At 64.0% G+C, this 14691-nt stretch carries 18 protein-coding genes and 1 tRNA gene; 9 read left to right on the top strand and 10 right to left on the bottom strand.

The window, feature by feature from the left end; genetic code table 11:
* Positions 1-83 precede the first annotated feature (83 nt).
* Positions 84-542, bottom strand: a complete 459-nt coding sequence (locus tag ACGYLQ_RS02105; RefSeq protein ID WP_394440107.1) for a MaoC family dehydratase — start codon at positions 540-542, stop codon at positions 84-86.
* Positions 543-648: 106 nt separating this feature from the next.
* Between ACGYLQ_RS02105 and ACGYLQ_RS02100 the strand changes: the two genes are divergently transcribed.
* Positions 649-1092, top strand: coding sequence for a DMT family transporter (locus ACGYLQ_RS02100; protein ID WP_209216582.1), 444 nt, complete (start codon positions 649-651; stop codon positions 1090-1092).
* Positions 1093-1095: 3 nt separating this feature from the next.
* Here ACGYLQ_RS02100 and ACGYLQ_RS02095 read toward each other — a convergent pair whose 3' ends face one another.
* The 3 genes from ACGYLQ_RS02095 to dgcN are packed head-to-tail and all read right to left on the bottom strand — an operon-like array spanning position 1096 to position 3928.
* Entirely contained in the window at positions 1096-1956 is an 861-nt protein-coding gene (locus tag ACGYLQ_RS02095) for a D-amino-acid transaminase (protein ID WP_394440105.1), read from the bottom strand.
* Between the two features lie 2 nt (positions 1957-1958).
* Complete coding sequence (gene dgcA / locus ACGYLQ_RS02090) at positions 1959-2924, bottom strand: N-acetyl-D-Glu racemase DgcA (protein WP_394440103.1); 966 nt, start codon at positions 2922-2924, stop codon at positions 1959-1961.
* A gap of 2 nt (positions 2925-2926) precedes the next feature.
* Complete coding sequence (dgcN, locus tag ACGYLQ_RS02085) at positions 2927-3928, bottom strand: N-acetyltransferase DgcN (protein ID WP_394440101.1); 1002 nt, start codon at positions 3926-3928, stop codon at positions 2927-2929.
* 257 nt (positions 3929-4185) lie between these two features.
* Here dgcN and ACGYLQ_RS02080 point away from each other — a divergent pair, with 257 nt between their 5' ends.
* Both ACGYLQ_RS02080 and ACGYLQ_RS02075 read left to right on the top strand, forming a co-directional pair.
* Positions 4186-5145, top strand: coding sequence for an L-malyl-CoA/beta-methylmalyl-CoA lyase (locus ACGYLQ_RS02080; RefSeq protein WP_067264541.1), 960 nt, complete (start codon positions 4186-4188; stop codon positions 5143-5145).
* 158 nt (positions 5146-5303) lie between these two features.
* Entirely contained in the window at positions 5304-6266 is a 963-nt protein-coding gene (locus ACGYLQ_RS02075) for an acetyl-CoA carboxylase carboxyltransferase subunit alpha (protein ID WP_394411162.1), read from the top strand.
* Here ACGYLQ_RS02075 and ACGYLQ_RS02070 read toward each other — a convergent pair.
* Both ACGYLQ_RS02070 and ACGYLQ_RS02065 read right to left on the bottom strand, forming a co-directional pair.
* On the bottom strand, positions 6263-6709 hold the full coding sequence (locus tag ACGYLQ_RS02070) for a GNAT family N-acetyltransferase (RefSeq protein WP_394440099.1): 447 nt from the start codon (positions 6707-6709) through the stop codon (positions 6263-6265). The two genes, ACGYLQ_RS02075 and ACGYLQ_RS02070, sit on opposite strands and share 4 nt — an antisense overlap.
* A 177-nt stretch (positions 6710-6886) precedes the next feature.
* Positions 6887-7537: a GntR family transcriptional regulator gene (locus ACGYLQ_RS02065; protein WP_067264652.1), complete on the bottom strand. Its 651-nt coding sequence runs from the start codon at positions 7535-7537 to the stop codon at positions 6887-6889.
* Positions 7538-7663: 126 nt separating this feature from the next.
* On the opposite strand from ACGYLQ_RS02065, the gene ACGYLQ_RS02060 reads away from it, so the two are divergent.
* Positions 7664-7957: a Dabb family protein gene (locus tag ACGYLQ_RS02060; RefSeq protein ID WP_007118141.1), complete on the top strand. Its 294-nt coding sequence runs from the start codon at positions 7664-7666 to the stop codon at positions 7955-7957.
* 8 nt (positions 7958-7965) lie between these two features.
* Entirely contained in the window at positions 7966-9087 is a 1122-nt protein-coding gene (locus ACGYLQ_RS02055) for an aminodeoxychorismate synthase component I (protein WP_394440097.1), read from the top strand.
* Here the strand turns inward: ACGYLQ_RS02055 and ACGYLQ_RS02050 are convergent.
* Complete coding sequence (locus ACGYLQ_RS02050) at positions 9084-9770, bottom strand: SprT family zinc-dependent metalloprotease (RefSeq protein ID WP_322328853.1); 687 nt, start codon at positions 9768-9770, stop codon at positions 9084-9086. The genes ACGYLQ_RS02055 and ACGYLQ_RS02050 overlap by 4 nt on opposite strands.
* A 111-nt stretch (positions 9771-9881) precedes the next feature.
* On the opposite strand from ACGYLQ_RS02050, the gene ACGYLQ_RS02045 reads away from it, so the two are divergent.
* Together ACGYLQ_RS02045 and ACGYLQ_RS02040 are read left to right on the top strand one after the other, a co-directional pair.
* Positions 9882-10211: a TIGR02300 family protein gene (locus ACGYLQ_RS02045; protein WP_394440095.1), complete on the top strand. Its 330-nt coding sequence runs from the start codon at positions 9882-9884 to the stop codon at positions 10209-10211.
* 99 nt (positions 10212-10310) lie between these two features.
* Positions 10311-10386: transfer RNA gene (locus tag ACGYLQ_RS02040), tRNA-Ala, on the top strand.
* Positions 10387-10594: 208 nt separating this feature from the next.
* On the opposite strand, the gene ACGYLQ_RS02035 is transcribed toward ACGYLQ_RS02040, so the two are convergent.
* Complete coding sequence (locus ACGYLQ_RS02035; RefSeq protein WP_271688395.1) at positions 10595-11359, bottom strand: sulfite exporter TauE/SafE family protein; 765 nt, start codon at positions 11357-11359, stop codon at positions 10595-10597.
* A gap of 142 nt (positions 11360-11501) precedes the next feature.
* On the opposite strand from ACGYLQ_RS02035, the gene ACGYLQ_RS02030 reads away from it, so the two are divergent.
* On the top strand, positions 11502-13184 hold the full coding sequence (locus ACGYLQ_RS02030) for an acyl-CoA dehydrogenase family protein (RefSeq protein ID WP_394440094.1): 1683 nt from the start codon (positions 11502-11504) through the stop codon (positions 13182-13184).
* Between the two features lie 67 nt (positions 13185-13251).
* Entirely contained in the window at positions 13252-13644 is a 393-nt protein-coding gene (locus ACGYLQ_RS02025) for an META domain-containing protein (RefSeq protein WP_394440092.1), read from the top strand.
* Here the strand turns inward: ACGYLQ_RS02025 and recO are convergent.
* Positions 13628-14350: a DNA repair protein RecO gene (gene recO, locus ACGYLQ_RS02020; RefSeq protein WP_394440090.1), complete on the bottom strand. Its 723-nt coding sequence runs from the start codon at positions 14348-14350 to the stop codon at positions 13628-13630. The two genes, ACGYLQ_RS02025 and recO, sit on opposite strands and share 17 nt — an antisense overlap.
* Entirely contained in the window at positions 14350-14679 is a 330-nt protein-coding gene (locus ACGYLQ_RS02015) for a DUF1491 family protein (RefSeq protein ID WP_271692485.1), read from the bottom strand. Before ACGYLQ_RS02015 ends, recO begins: the two co-directional genes overlap by 1 nt.
* Between the last annotated feature and the right edge of the window lie 12 nt (positions 14680-14691).

The raw sequence follows: 14691 nt of genomic DNA, 5'->3' as shown, positions 1-14691 counted from the left end.
ATCCGCTTAAGTGAACCCACAAAGCGGGCGCGCATCCCTGTGCGCCCGCCTTTGCCTTGGCCAAGCGTGCTCAAGGGCTTCGCCTAGAACTGATAGAGCACAAGCCAATCCGCCTTGAGCGCAGGCCGCGCGGCGCCTTCGATCTCTACCGTTGCGGCAAAGCGGGTCATCAGGCCACCCCGCCCGCGCCTCTGCGCCTCGGCCAGCGTGAACCTTCCCCGAATCCGCTTGCCGGAATGCACAGGTGCGATGAAGCGCACGCTGTCGAACCCGTAGTTGATCGACGCCTTCGTTCCCGCCACCACCGGCAGCGCACCGTAAGCCATGCCCGACATCATCGATAGGGTGAGCATCCCATGCGCCACGGTGCCGCTAAAATCCGTCTTGGCCGCGCGGAGCGGGTCAACATGGATGAACTGATGGTCCTCGGTCACATCGGCAAAAGCGTCGATCCGCGCCTGATCCATCACGAACCACGGTGAGACGCCCAATTCACGGCCCACGGCGGCTTCCATCTCTGCCCGGTCAATCTCTCTGCGCATCGCGGCCTCCTCTTTGCGCCAGTCTAGCCGCGCGGGCGATCGCTGCGAAAGCCCTTGCGCCCGCCGGGACATCTTTCATGCTGGGGCCAAACAGAGCGGAGCCGCCATGAACACCCCCATCCTTGCCCTTATCACCGTCGCCATCGCCGGGGCCGCCGTGGCCCTGCAAACCCCGATCAATGCCGCCTTGGGGCGCAACATCGGCAGCGGGGTCGCTGCGGCGGCGGTGTCCTTTGGCGTCGGCTTTGCGATCCTGTTGGGGGTCTTGCTGCTGCGCGGCGAGTTGAGCGCCCTGCCCCGCGCGGCCTCGGCCTCGCCCGTTTTGCTGCTGGGCGGGGTGTTGGGGGCCTTCTACGTCTGGTCGGTGCTTTGGGCGATCCCGACGCTGGGGGCGCTGACAGTGATCTCGGCGTTGATCCTCGGCCAATTGAGCGCGGCGCTGGTGATCGATGCCACGGGGCTCTTGGGCCTGTCGGTGCAGGCCATCACCCCCACCCGCATCGCCGCCGCCGCGCTGGTGGCGGCGGGGCTGGTTTTATCGCGGTTCTAAAGCTCAGATCGCGGTTTTGCGCATCTCTTCGAGATAGATTTCACGCAAACGGGGCGCAAGCTTGCCCGGCGTGCCGCTACCAATCTTGGCGCCGTCGATCTCGATCACCGGCGTCACGAAAGCGCTGGCCGAGGTGACGAAAGCCTCATCCGCCTGCTGCGCCTCTTCGATGGTGAAGTTCCGCTCTTCCACCTGCATCTGCGCCTCGCGGGCCAGTTCCAGCACCGCCTTGCGGGTGATGCCATGCAGGATGTCGTTCGAGGTCTCGCGCGTCACGATCTTGCCGTCCTTAACGATATAGGCGTTGTTCGAGGTGCCTTCGGTGACGAAACCGTCTTCGACCATCCAAGCGTCTTCGACACCGGCTTTCTTGGCCATCATCTTCCCCATCGACGGGTAGAGCAGCTGCACCGTTTTGATATCGCGGCGGCCCCAGCGGATGTCTTCGATGCTGATCACGCGGATGCCGTCACGGGCGGCGGGGTTGTCGGCCAACCCCGGCTTGGATTGGGTGAACAGCACCAGCGAGGGCGCGGTCGTCTCGGGGTCGGGAAAGGCGAAATCGCGGTCGCCATCCGACCCGCGCGTGACCTGAAGATAGATCAACCCGTCTTTGATCTCGTTCAGCCGCACCAACTCGCGGTGGATTTCCAGCAGTTCTTCGGTCGTCGCAGGCGCGCGCATGTCAAGCTCGTTCATCGAACGGGTCAGACGCTCGGCATGGCCGTCAAAGGCGATGAGCTTGCCATTCAGCACGCTCGTCACCTCATAGACCCCATCGGCCATCAGGAAACCCCGGTCAAAGATCGAGACCTTGGCCTGATCCTCGGGCAGGTATTCGCCGTTTACATAGACAGTTCGCATGGTCACCCCCAGAGCGCTGCGGCGGGGGGATGCACGCCCGCGCCGTCGAATTTCAAAGCATTGTCGCGGTCTTCGGCCAGAAGCAGCGGGCCGTCAAGGTCCACCACCTTCGCGCCTTGGGCGACCAGCGTCGCAGGCGCCATGGCTAGCGATGAGCCGACCATGCAGCCGACCATGACCTCGAAGCCTTCCGCCCGCGCCGCATCGCGCAAGGCTAGCGCTTCGGTCAGCCCGCCGGTCTTGTCGAGCTTGATGTTCACCACATCGTATTTGCCCTTGAGGCCCGGCAGGCTGGCGCGGTCGTGGCAGCTTTCATCCGCGCAGACCGGCACGGGGCGGTCCACCCCCAAAAGCGCGTCGTCTTCGCCAGCGGGCAGGGGCTGTTCGACCAGCGCCACGCCCAGACGAACCAGATGCGGGGCGAGGTCGGCATAGACCTCAGCCGACCAGCCCTCATTGGCGTCGATGATGATGGTGGAATCGGGCGCCCCGGCGCGCACCGCTTCGAGCCGCGGCATGTCGTCAGGCGTGCCGAGCTTGATCTTCAGCAGTGGCCGATAGCTGTGTTTCGCCGCCTGCGCGCGCATTGCCTCGGGTTCGTCCAGCGAAAGGGTATAGGCCGTGATCTCTGGCCCCGGCGCGGTCAGCCCGGCCAACTCCCACACCCGCTTGCCTGCGCGTTTGGCCTCTAGATCCCATAGCGCGCAGTCGACCGCGTTGCGTGCGGCCCCGGCAGGCAGGAGATCATAGAGCGCTTGGCGGGTGATATCACCCGGCAGGCCGTTGATCTCAGCTGTGACCGATTCGAGGGTCTCGTCATAGCGCGCGTAGGGCACGCATTCGCCCCAGCCGGTGACGCCGCCTTCGGTCACACGGACGGTCAGCACCTTGGCCTCGGTCCGCGAGCCGCGGCTGATGGTAAAGACCTGCGCCAGTTTGAACGTATCTGCGGTAACGTCGATCTGCATGGTCACAGCGCCGCCAGCGCATCGGCCAGTCGCGCCGCCCCTTGGCGGAAGGGATCAACCGCAGGCAGGCCAAGACGCTCTTCAACCTCGGCCAGATAGGCATCCGCCTCGGCCTCGGACATGTGGTAGGTGTTGACCGAGATACCGACAACCTTGCAGTCGGGGTTCGGCACCTGCGCCAGCGTCAGCGCCATGTCGCGCACCGCTTCGAGGCTGGGCAGGCTGTATTCCGGCAGGCCGCGCATATGGGTCCGGGTCGGCTCATGGCAGAGGATCAGCGCATCGGGCTGGCCGCCGTGGATCAGCGCCATGGTCACACCGGAATAAGAGACGTGGAACAGGCTGCCCTGCCCTTCGATGATGTCCCAATGGTCATCGTCATTGGCGGGGGTGAGATATTCCACCGACCCGGCCATGAAATCGGCGATCACGGCATCCAGCGGCACGCCTTCGCCGGTGATCAGGATGCCGGTCTGTCCGGTGGCGCGGAAGGTGCTTTTCATTCCCTTTTCGCGCATCGCCTCGTCCAGCGCGAGGGCGGTGTACATTTTCCCGACCGAGCAATCGGTGCCCACGGCCAGAACCCGCTTGCCGCTGCGTTTCTTGCCGTCGGCGATCGGGTATTCGACGCTGGGCACGCGCACGTCATGCAATGTGGTGCCGTTCGCCTCGGCAGCCGCCACCAGATCGGCTTCGTTGCGTAGCAGGTTGTGCAGGCCCGAGGCGATGTCAAAGCCCATGTTCAGCGCCTCAATCAGCACCTCTTTCCATGCCGCGCTAATTTTACCGCCACGGTTGGCGACACCGATCACCAATGTCTCGGCCCCCGCCTCACGCGCTTCGGCCAGCGTCATGTCTTGCAGACCGAGATCGGCCTTGCAGCCCGCCATGCGGAACTGGCCGACCGCATTGTCGGGCCGCCAATCCTTGATGCCTTGTGCGACCTTGGCGGACAGAGAGTCAGGCGCGTCGCCCAGAAAGAGCAGATAGGGGGTTTTGATCATGGCAAGCCTCCGGCATTGAATTTGTCCGCATATTGCGCGCGAGAATACGCAAGTGCGTGGCGTTGTCGACGCATCTGCATGCAAATGCGCAGCAATTCTCGCAAATTACCGTTGGCTGCGCAAAATTCGTGCGCAGCTTGGTTTTGCAGGCAAACCCCCCGAAATGCTGCGCCTGCGAAAACCTCCTTGCGATTGGAGGCGCAATTTCATACCAGAATAGAGACGCACGATGAAACAATATTACCCAAAGGTGCCCCATGAGCTTCCGCATTCAGCCTGCCGCCCCTGCCCGCCCGAACCGCTGCCAATTGTTCGGCCCCGGCTCCCGCCCTGCAATCTTTGAAAAGATGGCAGCGTCGGATGCCGATGTGATCAACCTCGACCTCGAAGACAGCGTGGCACCTTCGGACAAGGACAGCGCGCGCGCCAATATCATCAAGGCGATTTCCGAGATCGACTGGGGCAACAAGACGCTTTCGGTGCGGATCAACGGGCTCGACACACCCTATTGGTATCGTGACGTGGTGGAGCTGCTGGAGCAGGCCGGGCCGCGGCTTGACCAGATCATGATCCCCAAGGTGGGCTGCGCGGCGGATGTCTATGCCGTCGACGCGCTGGTGACGGCGGTCGAGACCGCCAAGGGCCGCGAGAAGAAAATCAGCTTTGAGGTCATCATCGAATCCGCTGCCGGTATCGCCCATGTGGAAGAGATCGCCGCGTCTTCCCCCCGCTTGCAGGCGATGTCGCTGGGGGCCGCGGATTTCGCCGCCTCCATGGGCATGCAGACCACCGGCATCGGCGGCACGCAGGAGAACTACTATATGCAGCGCGGCGAGCAGAAGCATTGGTCGGACCCGTGGCACTGGGCGCAGGCCGCCATCGTCGCCGCCTGCCGTACCCATGGTGTGCTCCCCGTCGACGGGCCCTTTGGCGATTTTTCGGACGACGAGGGTTTCCGCGCACAGGCGCGCCGCTCGGCCACGCTGGGCATGGTCGGCAAATGGGCGATCCACCCCAAGCAGGTGGCGCTAAGCAACGAGGTGTTCACGCCGTCGGAAGAGGCTGTGGCTGAGGCGCGCGAAATCCTCGCGGCGATGGAAGAGGCCAAGGCCAAGGGCGAAGGGGCCACCGTTTATAAGGGGCGTTTGGTGGATATCGCCAGCATCAAACAGGCGGAGGTGATCGTGCGCCAGTCTGAGATGATCGCCGGGGGCTGAGCGCTTTTGGCAAGCCGCCGGGGGCCCTGCCCCCGGACCCCCGAGGGTATTTGAAAAAGGATGAAGAGGGAGGGGCGTGGGCTTGCCTGCCTTGCAAACCCGCGTTGCAAACCGGCGCGCGGCGCTCCATATACACAGGCAACAAGCCGGAGCATGCAATGACCCAATATCTGGATTTCGAAAAACCCCTGGCCGAGATCGAAGGCAAGGCGGAAGAGCTGCGGGCGTTGGCCCGGTCCAATGAAGAGATGGACATCACCGATGAGGCCCGCGCGCTGGACAAGAAAGCCGCCGGGATGCTTGAAGACCTTTATGGCTCTTTGACGCCTTGGCGGAAATGTCAGGTGGCGCGTCATCCGGAGCGGCCCCATTGCAAGGATTATATCGAGGCGCTTTTCACCGAGTTCACGCCTTTGGCGGGGGACCGGAACTTTGCCGATGATCTGGCTGTCATGGGCGGGTTGGCGCGGTTCAATGATACGCCGGTGGTGGTGATTGGCCATGAGAAGGGCAATGACACCAAGAGCCGGATCGAGCGTAATTTCGGCATGGCGCGGCCTGAGGGCTATCGCAAGGCGGTGCGTTTGATGGAACTGGCCGACAAGTTCAACCTGCCGGTGGTCACCATCGTCGACACGCCCGGCGCCTATCCCGGCAAGGGTGCCGAAGAACGCGGCCAGTCCGAGGCGATTGCCCGTTCGACGGAGAAATGTCTGCAGATTGGCGTGCCTTTGGTCAGCGTGATTGTGGGCGAAGGCGGCTCTGGCGGGGCGGTGGCATTCGCCACGGCGAACCGTGTCGCGATGTTGGAGCATTCGGTTTACTCCGTGATCACGCCCGAAGGCTGTGCCTCGATCCTGTGGAAGGACAGCGAGAAGATGCGCGAGGCCGCCGAGCAGATGCGTCTGACGGCCGATGAGCTCAAGACGCTTGGCGTGATCGACCAGATCATCCCTGAGCCGATGGGGGGTGCGCATCGCCATGCCGAGGAATCGATCAAGGCCGTGGGCAAGTCGATCGAAGCGATGCTCAAGGAGCTTGACGGCAAGGACGGCAAGACGCTGGTTCAAGAGCGCCGGACCAAGTTCCTTGAGATGGGGCGCAAGGGGCTGGCGGCCTAAGCCAGCCGCCGCCGAAAACGTGGATCAGGCGTGATTTGATCGAAACCGGCGGCGCGGTAGAAGCCCTGCGCGCGCCGGTTTTTCGTATCCGTACCCACGGTCACATAGCTGCATCCTTGGCTCTGGGCGTGGTCCAGCGCCGCTTCGACCAGCGCGCGGCCAATGCCGCGACCGCGGGCCGTGTCGCAGACGAAGAGGTGGTGCAGGTCCATCCCTCTTGCGCCGAATTGCAACTGCATCTGCGGGCAGAGCGCGGCATAGCCATGCAGGCCGGTGGCGCCTTCGGCCACCAGAAGGGTCACCCAGGGTGTGGGGCCGAAGCAGTCACGTTCTAGCGCGGCGAGGGTCACGGTGGCGGTGTCGCCGTGGTAGGCGGCCAGCGCGTGGGCCAGATCGAGCACCATCGGCAGGTCGGATTTTACGGCGGGTCGAATGGGGGGCATGTCGTCTCTTTCTGTGAGGCCACAGGGAGACAGGATAAGCCGCGCTGTGGCGGCTTGTGGGTATGGGAATGGGTGCCGCGCCGGTCAGGAGCGGGGGTAATAGACAGATGTGAAGCTGGTCTTTTCCATATGCCTTTGATGCGCCGCTGCTGCCTGACTGTCAAGCCATGGGCGGGATCAGCTGGCCAGCATTCGCAGCCCTTGGGTCACATCCGAACGCACCGCCAGCCGCAGCCCCGGCTCATCGCCCGCGCGCAGGGCGGCGATGATCAGACGGTGGAAATGCGGCGGCTCGGTCCGGCGCAGGCGGCCATAGAGCGCGCGCATGGTGGGGCCCAGTTGCAGCCAGACCGTTTCCGCCATGGCGAGCATGGCCGGCGCTTGGGCACGCAGGTAGAGCGTGCGGTGAAACTCGAGATTGGTGCGGATGTAGCTGACCGCATCGCGGTGGGCCACGGCCTCGGCAATATTGGTGTTGATCGTCTGCATCCGCTCGATCAGCGCCATATGGGCGCGTGGCAGGGCGCGTGAGGCAAGCTCGACCTCCAAGAGCGCGCGGAGGGCGGCCAGCTCCTCGATCCGCTCGTTGCTGAGCTCGGGGGTGGAGATGCGTCCGGAGGTCGACATGGTCAGCGCCCCCTCTGCCGCCAGCCGCCGCACCGCTTCGCGGGCCGGGGTCATCGAGACCTCATATTCCTTACCGATGCCGCGCAGGGTCAGCGCGTGGCCGGGCGGCAGATCGCCATGCATGATCCGCGCGCGCAGGCGGCGGTAGACACGATCATGGGCCAGCGGTGTGGCCTCGACAGGGCGTGGGGTCAGGTTCATGATGCGGTTGTGATCACAAACCAGCCACCCGTCAAGCGCGGCATTTTGCAGCCAAGACGCGATCACCCGTTGTCGCGAGCCTTGCGGCGATTTATCGGAGGTCAAACTGCCTTAAGGAGACGCGCCGTGACCAAACGAAACTTCATCCGTCATGTGGTCTTTTTCTCAGCCAAGGACCCCAAGGACATTCCGACGATCGTGGCGGGGCTTTGGAAACTGGCCGACATTCCGCATTCGACGACTTTCGAGATCTGCGAAAACACCCGTGTCGATGCGCTGTCGGGGGATGTGGATGTGGTCGTCTATGCCGAATTCCCGGATGCCGAGGCGCTGGCCGCCTATAAGGCGCATCCGATCTACCAGGAATCCATCGATATCGTGCGGCCTCTGCGCGACATGCGCGTGCCTGCGGACTTTTAGGGCGCGCCATGGCTGGCCCGCGCGTTCTTTTCGACACTGGCCCGCTGGGGCACGGCACGGCCTTCACCGCGCCGCGGCGGATCATCAGTGCCGATACCCCGGCTGAGGTGCCTGCGGCCTTTGCAGCACTTGAAGCGGCGCAGGAAAGCGGCGCGTGGCTGGCAGGCTATGCGAGTTATGAGTTGGGCTATCTCGGCTCGCACAAGCTGCGCGAGTTGTTGCCTGCGGCGCGCGGGCTGCCACTGCTGCGCTTCGGCGTCTTTGATGCGCCTGAGGCCTATGGTTTTGCCGAAGATGCGGGTGATGCCAGTCTGTCGGCGCTCACGCCGGATTGGGATTTCGCGCAGTATCAGGCCGCCTTTGCCGAGGTGCAGGACTTCATCAGCGCGGGGGACATCTATCAGGCCAATCTGACCTTCGGGATGGAGGGGCGCTATACCGGGACGCCAGCGGCGCTTTATGCCCGGCTGCGCCAGCGGCAAAGCGTGGTCCATGGGGCTTTCGTCGATCTTGGCGGCCCTGTGCTGTTGTCGCGCTCGCCGGAGTTGTTTTTCGCGCTCACCGCCGAGGGGCAGCTCACCGCCCGCCCGATGAAGGGCACGGCGCGGCGCGGGCGGGATGCTGAGGAGGACGCGAAGCTGCGGGATGACCTTGCGGCCTCGGAAAAGAACATGGCCGAGAACCTGATGATCGTGGACCTTTTGCGCAACGACATCAGCCGGATCGCGGAGGTGGGCAGTGTCGAGGTGCCGAAACTGTTCGAGATTGAGACCTATGAGACCCTGCACCAGATGACCTCGCGCATCACGGCGCAGGTCTTGCCGGGCAAACGGCTGACTGACCTCTTTCACGCGCTCTTTCCCTGCGGCTCAATCACTGGCGCTCCCAAGATCCGCGCGATGCAGATCCTGCGTGCCTTGGAACCGGCCCCGCGCGATGCCTATTGCGGCGCGGTGGGGTGGATCGCCCCCACGGGTGCGATGCAGTTCAACGTGGCGATCCGCACGGCGACCTGTCACCCAGAGGGGCGGCTGCGGTTGAACGTGGGCGGCGGCGTGGTGCATGACAGCACGGCCGAGGATGAATATGCCGAAGCGCTGCTGAAGGCGCGTTTCGCCACGCTGGCCTAGAATCGATAGCGGTGCAGCCCGCCGCCATGGTCGCGCAGCCATTGGCGCGGCGCCTGATAGTCGCCGTAGATCCGCGTGACCTCGGCCCAGAAGGCGGGGGAGTGGTTCATCTGCGCCAGATGCGCGACCTCATGGGCGGCGACATAGTCCAGCACCTCGGGCGGGGTCATGATCAGCCGCCAAGAGAACATCAGCGCCCCGTCGCTGGAACAAGACCCCCAGCGAGAGCGCGTATCGCGCAGGGTGATGCGGGCATAGGGCTTGCCCAGTAGCGCGGCATAATCGTCACAAGCCCCGGCGAGGCGGTCGCGCGCCACTTCGCGCAGGTGTGCGGCCAGACGTTTGCCGATGCTATCCTCTGGGCCGGGCACAAGGATCTCTTCGGGCCCGATCCGCACCCCCCTCCCCTGCCCGCCGCGGACGCGCAGCAGCTTGCCGCCCACCGGAAGCTCTGCCCCGGGGGCCACGATCACATCCTCGCCCCGCGCGGCGAGGTGTTGGCGAATCCAGTCTTGCTTGCTTTCGGCAAAGGCCAGCGCCTCACGCTCTGCCAGCCGTTTCGGCATCGTCAGGGTCACCCGCCCGTCCAATTGCGAGATGCGCAGTGAGATGCGCCGCGCGCGCGCCGAACGGCGCAGGATCAGCGGAATCGGCGGGTTGCCGGGCAGCACAGGGTCTTTCATTACCGGAGCAACGTCCCTAGATAGAGGCCAAAGCCTTTGACAGTGCCCCCCTCATATGGCACTTGGCCGGAATCATCTACACGCAACAGCAATATTATAAAGGGGTGTTTCATGCCCAACGAAGAATGGGGAACCAAGCGCCTGTGCCCCACTACGGGCAAGCGCTTCTATGACCTCAACAAGAATCCGATTATCAGCCCCTACACGGGCGAAGAGGTCGAGGTCGACAATTCCAAGTCGCGCATGATCGCGGCGGATGCCGAGGATGCGGTCACAGCCAAAGCCAAGAAGGGCGACAAGGGCGATGAAGAATCCTTGGTGGATGACGATGACGCGGTCGATGTGGATCTGGACGACGACATCCTCGACGATGACGACGATGATGACGATACAGTACCGCTCGACGACCTTGCCGATGTGGCCTCGGACGACGAGGATTAATTAATCGGCGGCGGGGTCAATTTTCCGCTTGATCCCGCCTCCGCCAGCGCCTAGACAGCGCCACAGAACGACCCGGATCACACGATCACGATCCACGATGGGGCCTTAGCTCAGCTGGGAGAGCGCCTGCATGGCATGCAGGAGGTCAGCGGTTCGATCCCGCTAGGCTCCACCAAGTCTTTTGCAAAGCAAAAGGCGTCGCGCGGCAGTCGCTTCGCAGAAGCGATGAGAGCGCAAACCCACCTACTCAAAATAGAACGATGCTAGCAATCAGTCGAGATCGATGCGTTGCAATCGATTTCTGTGGGTCATCTCCTGCCCGCGTACAAGCGATGGCCCGGCGCCTGCGGCTTGCTCCCGGACCCGAGGGCAACTTCAACCGATTAAAAAATCGCCCGCCGGATCAGGTTCAACCCCGCCACCATCAAGACCACTAAAGTCATCTTGCGAAACAGCACCGGATCAACACGGTCCATCACCTTGCTGCCCAGCCAAACCCCCAGCATCACCGGTAGAATCAACAGCGCCGAGAAGGGCCAGGTCTGCGCGTTCAGAACGCCCGAGCCGATATGCGCGACAAGCAGCGCCACCGCGCCCAGCCCGTAAATCACCCCTTGGATCCGCATCTGATCATGTTTCGCGGTCCCGAGCGCGGTGAGATAGGCCACCGTGGGCGGCCCCCAAATGCCGGAAATCCCCCCGACGGCCCCGGCAAACCCGCCCACCAGCGCCTCGACCTTCGTCGACCGCTGGGCCAGATGAAACTGATGTTTCGACAGTTGCAGCAGCGCAAACAGCACCACCGGCACGCCGATCATCAGCAGCATCACCGTCGCCGGCACCAGCCGCACCATCTGGGCGGAAAGCACCAGCATCACGCCGCCGCAGAGCAGAAACACCCAAAACAGCTTGATCGACCGCAACGCGGCCTGCGGCCCCTGCCGCAACGCTTGAAAGGCATTGGCCAGCACCGTGGGCAGAATCAGCCCCGCCAAGGCCAGATCGGGCGCCATGAAGGTCGTGAGACCAGAAATCAGCACCAGCGGCAGGGCGAAGCCCACCACGCCTTTGACGAAGCCACCGCAAAGGCCGATTGCAAGTGCAGCATAAAATTCGAACGGGGTGAGAAAGGGGAAAATACTGTTCATACCGTTACATAGCACCCTCCTCCGGGGCCGCACGTCAAAAATGACCGCGCAAGATTAGAACAAAATGCCGCAGCGAAACGTATCTTTGTTGTGCTGCGACTGCGAAAGGTCTATGCCTGTCCCAAGCAAGAAAGGACAGCCCATGGCACATGACGGTCAGGACATGACGATGCATCGCGTAATTCTCGACGATCTGATCGGGCAGACCGGCGCGGCCCTGCCCCCGCTCGACCAGTTGCTCGAAACCGCCACCGCCGCGGTCCGCGCGCAGGTGAGCGATGGCGACCGGGTTTCGGCCAAGCTGATCGAGGCCAATCAAACCGCCGCCCACGGGCTTGCTTGGCTCGCCACCTATTTCCAAGCCCTGCGTCAGATGCAGCTTTGGGCCGAGCGGCTGCAAAGCGAAGGACGCTTTGGCGAGGTGGAGCAACTGCTGCACCAGATCGCTTTTGGCGAATACCTCTGCCAGATCCGCGGCGGCATCCAGATGAACCAAGGGGAGATGCTGCGCCTGCAAGATCTGGGGTTGAGCGCCGAGGATGAGGCCGCGCTCGATAACCCCGCGATCACTACCCTGACCCGCGCGGGCAACACCCAAGCCGCGCGCAGCCGTCTGGTCGAACTGATGCAGGAACGCAGCGCCGATGTAACCTTTGGCGTCAGCGGACTGGATGAAGAGCTTGAGATGATCCGCGACCAATTCCGCCGCTACGCGGTGGAAAAGGTCGAGCCGCACGCCCATGACTGGCACCTCAAGGACGAACTGATCCCGATGGAGGTGATCGAGGAACTGGCCGAGATGGGCGTTTTCGGCCTGACCATCCCCGAAGAATACGGAGGGCTGGGGCTGACCAAAGCGTCGATGTGCGTGGTCAGCGAAGAGCTTTCGCGCGGCTACATCGGGGTCGGCTCGCTCGGCACCCGCTCGGAAATTGCCGCCGAACTGATTCTCTGCGGCGGCACCGACGCGCAGAAAGAGAAATGGCTGCCCCGCATCTCCAGCGCCGAGACCCTGCCCACGGCGGTCTTTACCGAGCCGAACACCGGCTCCGACCTCGGCAGTCTGCGCACCCGCGCGGTCAAGGACGGGGATGATTACAAGGTGACCGGCAACAAGACATGGATCACCCATGCCGCACGGACCCATGTGATGACGCTGCTGGCGCGCACTGATCCCGAAACCAGCGATCACCGCGGGTTGTCGATGTTCCTCGCCGAGAAGACGCCCGGCGATGATGCCAATCCCTTCCCCACGCCCGGCATGACCGGCGGTGAGATCGAGGTGCTGGGCTACCGCGGGATGAAGGAATACGAGCTTGGCTTCGACGGTTTCGAGGTGAAGGGCGAGAACCTTCTCGGCGGCGAAGAGGGGCGCGGCTTTAAACAGCTGATGGAGACCTTCGAGAGCGCCCGCATCCAGACCGCCGCCCGCGCCATCGGCGTGGCGCAATCGGCGCTCGATATCTCGATGCAATACGCCCAAGACCGCAAGCAGTTCGGCAAATCACTGATCAACTTCCCCCGCGTCTCGGGCAAGCTGGCGATGATGGCGGTAGAGCTGATGGTGGCCCGGCAGCTGACCTATTACAGCGCCTTCGAGAAGGACGCAGGCCGCCGCTGCGACGTGGAGGCGGGCATGGCCAAACTGCTGGGCGCACGGGTCGCATGGGCGGCAGCCGACAATGGCTTGCAAATCCACGGCGGCAACGGCTTCGCGCTGGAGTACAAGATCAGCCGGGTGCTTTGCGATGCGCGAATCCTCAACATTTTTGAGGGCGCCGCCGAGATTCAGGCGCAGGTTATTGCCCGCCGCCTTCTGGGCTGATCTGCCGGGCTTGCAAGCGTCGCGGATGTCAGGGACATAGGCGGCGCTTCACTCCAAAGGACAGCCCATGCGCAGCTTTCTGATCCTCGCCGCCCTCAGCGCCCTGCCGCAATGCCAAGGCGATGAAACCGTCCGTGCCTATGGCGCGGGCGACAAGACCTGGCATCTGGTGGAGTTGGACGGCAAGCCCTTCGATGCCCGCGCGACCCTGACCTTCCCCGAGACCGGCAAGATCGCCGGGCAGGCCCCCTGCAACGCCTATAGCGCGCCGATGACGGTGCCCTACCCGTGGTTCGACACCGGCCATATCGCCATCACCCGCCGCGCTTGCCCCGACCTTGCGGGCGAGACGGCGTTCCTCGATGCGCTGACAGAGGTGACCATTTCGGACGTGCTGGGCGACACGATGATCCTATCGGATGACGGCGGCGAACGTCTGGTTTTCAAAGCCGCCGACTAAAGGCATCGACAAAGCGCGCACGGGCTTCCGGCAGGGGTTTGCCGCCCAAGTCCCGCGCCAGATGCGCGGTCAGGAAATGCCCCGTCGTCCGCAACCCCTGCGCCACTTCGGCATCGCTGCCTGCGCCGCCGCGCAGCACAGGCGGCAGGGGCAAAAGCCGATCCGCCCAGTCCCCCGCCCCCTTGGCCGAGACTGCGCGCCCGGTCTTGGGGGAGACATAGATCAGCCCCTCGGTCGCGCCCGTCACCGCGCAGACGTCAAGGTCGAGCGCATAGCCCATTTCCTCCAAAAGGCGCAGTTCCCATTTGAGGTAGGCTAGCGGCCAGACATCGCCCTGCCCCAGCATATCCAGTAGCGCCTCGGTGCGCCGATAAAGCGCCGGATGCGGCTCGCGTTCGGGCAGGCAGAAGGCCAAGAGCGCGGTGACCGCGTTCAGCCCCGCCAGCGCCAAACGGTCCTGCATGGCCACGGCGGCGCGGCTGCGGAGCGGCTCGACGGTGAAGGCGCCGATGTGGTCCTCCAGCCGCGCGCGCCATGCCAGATCAAGCTGCGCGCCGGGTTGCAGGCTGGGGGCGATCTTGCGGCTGGTGCCACCACGGACGATGCCGGCGTGGCGGCCTTGGGCGGGGGTGAAGACCTCAATGATGGCGGAGGTCTCACCATGTCGCCGCGCGCTCAGCAGGATGCCCTGATCGCGCCATTCCATCAGGCCAACCCCGGTTCGTCCAAAAGGTGCCGCCCGGCGCGGTCCTCGACCTCGATCACCCAGAGGTCGGGATCGAAGCCGCGTTGGCGCGAGACGGTGGCATCGACCTCCCCCTCGTCGCCCGCGGCCAGTTCGACCCATTTACGCGCGCCGCTCATCAGATCGAAGGAACGCTGGAACAGCACCGCGCGGCCATCGAGCGTTGCCAGCTTCACCAGCACCGCGCCGCCGGTGTCATCGCCATGGGCCACGACGAAGGCGGGGATGTCCTGCAGGCGCAGCCGGGCGAGATAGGCATCGACCCAGAAGCGCGCGGTCAGGCGGGCCATGGCAGACCTTTG

The sequence above is a fragment of the Sulfitobacter sp. 1A12779 genome, from assembly GCF_043557315.1.
Taxonomy (GTDB): Bacteria; Pseudomonadota; Alphaproteobacteria; order Rhodobacterales; family Rhodobacteraceae; genus Sulfitobacter; species Sulfitobacter faviae.
This window is presented reverse-complemented; position numbering and strand designations above follow the sequence as displayed.

Bases quoted from the DNA above. Each gene is read 5' to 3' on its own strand.
- ACGYLQ_RS02105 (WP_394440107.1), bottom strand. From the start codon at position 542: ATGCGCAGAGAGATTGACCGGGCAGAGATGGAAGCCGCCGTGGGCCGT.
- ACGYLQ_RS02100 (WP_209216582.1), top strand. From the start codon at position 649: ATGAACACCCCCATCCTTGCCCTTATCACCGTCGCCATCGCCGGGGCC.
- ACGYLQ_RS02095 (WP_394440105.1), bottom strand. From the start codon at position 1,956: ATGCGAACTGTCTATGTAAACGGCGAATACCTGCCCGAGGATCAGGCC.
- dgcA (WP_394440103.1), bottom strand. From the start codon at position 2,924: ATGCAGATCGACGTTACCGCAGATACGTTCAAACTGGCGCAGGTCTTT.
- dgcN (WP_394440101.1), bottom strand. From the start codon at position 3,928: ATGATCAAAACCCCCTATCTGCTCTTTCTGGGCGACGCGCCTGACTCT.
- ACGYLQ_RS02080 (WP_067264541.1), top strand. From the start codon at position 4,186: ATGAGCTTCCGCATTCAGCCTGCCGCCCCTGCCCGCCCGAACCGCTGC.
- ACGYLQ_RS02075 (WP_394411162.1), top strand. From the start codon at position 5,304: ATGACCCAATATCTGGATTTCGAAAAACCCCTGGCCGAGATCGAAGGC.
- ACGYLQ_RS02070 (WP_394440099.1), bottom strand. From the start codon at position 6,709: ATGCCCCCCATTCGACCCGCCGTAAAATCCGACCTGCCGATGGTGCTC.
- ACGYLQ_RS02065 (WP_067264652.1), bottom strand. From the start codon at position 7,537: ATGAACCTGACCCCACGCCCTGTCGAGGCCACACCGCTGGCCCATGAT.
- ACGYLQ_RS02055 (WP_394440097.1), top strand. From the start codon at position 7,966: ATGGCTGGCCCGCGCGTTCTTTTCGACACTGGCCCGCTGGGGCACGGC.
- ACGYLQ_RS02050 (WP_322328853.1), bottom strand. From the start codon at position 9,770: ATGAAAGACCCTGTGCTGCCCGGCAACCCGCCGATTCCGCTGATCCTG.
- ACGYLQ_RS02045 (WP_394440095.1), top strand. From the start codon at position 9,882: ATGCCCAACGAAGAATGGGGAACCAAGCGCCTGTGCCCCACTACGGGC.
- ACGYLQ_RS02035 (WP_271688395.1), bottom strand. From the start codon at position 11,359: ATGAACAGTATTTTCCCCTTTCTCACCCCGTTCGAATTTTATGCTGCA.
- ACGYLQ_RS02030 (WP_394440094.1), top strand. From the start codon at position 11,502: ATGGCACATGACGGTCAGGACATGACGATGCATCGCGTAATTCTCGAC.
- ACGYLQ_RS02025 (WP_394440092.1), top strand. From the start codon at position 13,252: ATGCGCAGCTTTCTGATCCTCGCCGCCCTCAGCGCCCTGCCGCAATGC.
- recO (WP_394440090.1), bottom strand. From the start codon at position 14,350: ATGGAATGGCGCGATCAGGGCATCCTGCTGAGCGCGCGGCGACATGGT.
- ACGYLQ_RS02015 (WP_271692485.1), bottom strand. From the start codon at position 14,679: ATGGCCCGCCTGACCGCGCGCTTCTGGGTCGATGCCTATCTCGCCCGG.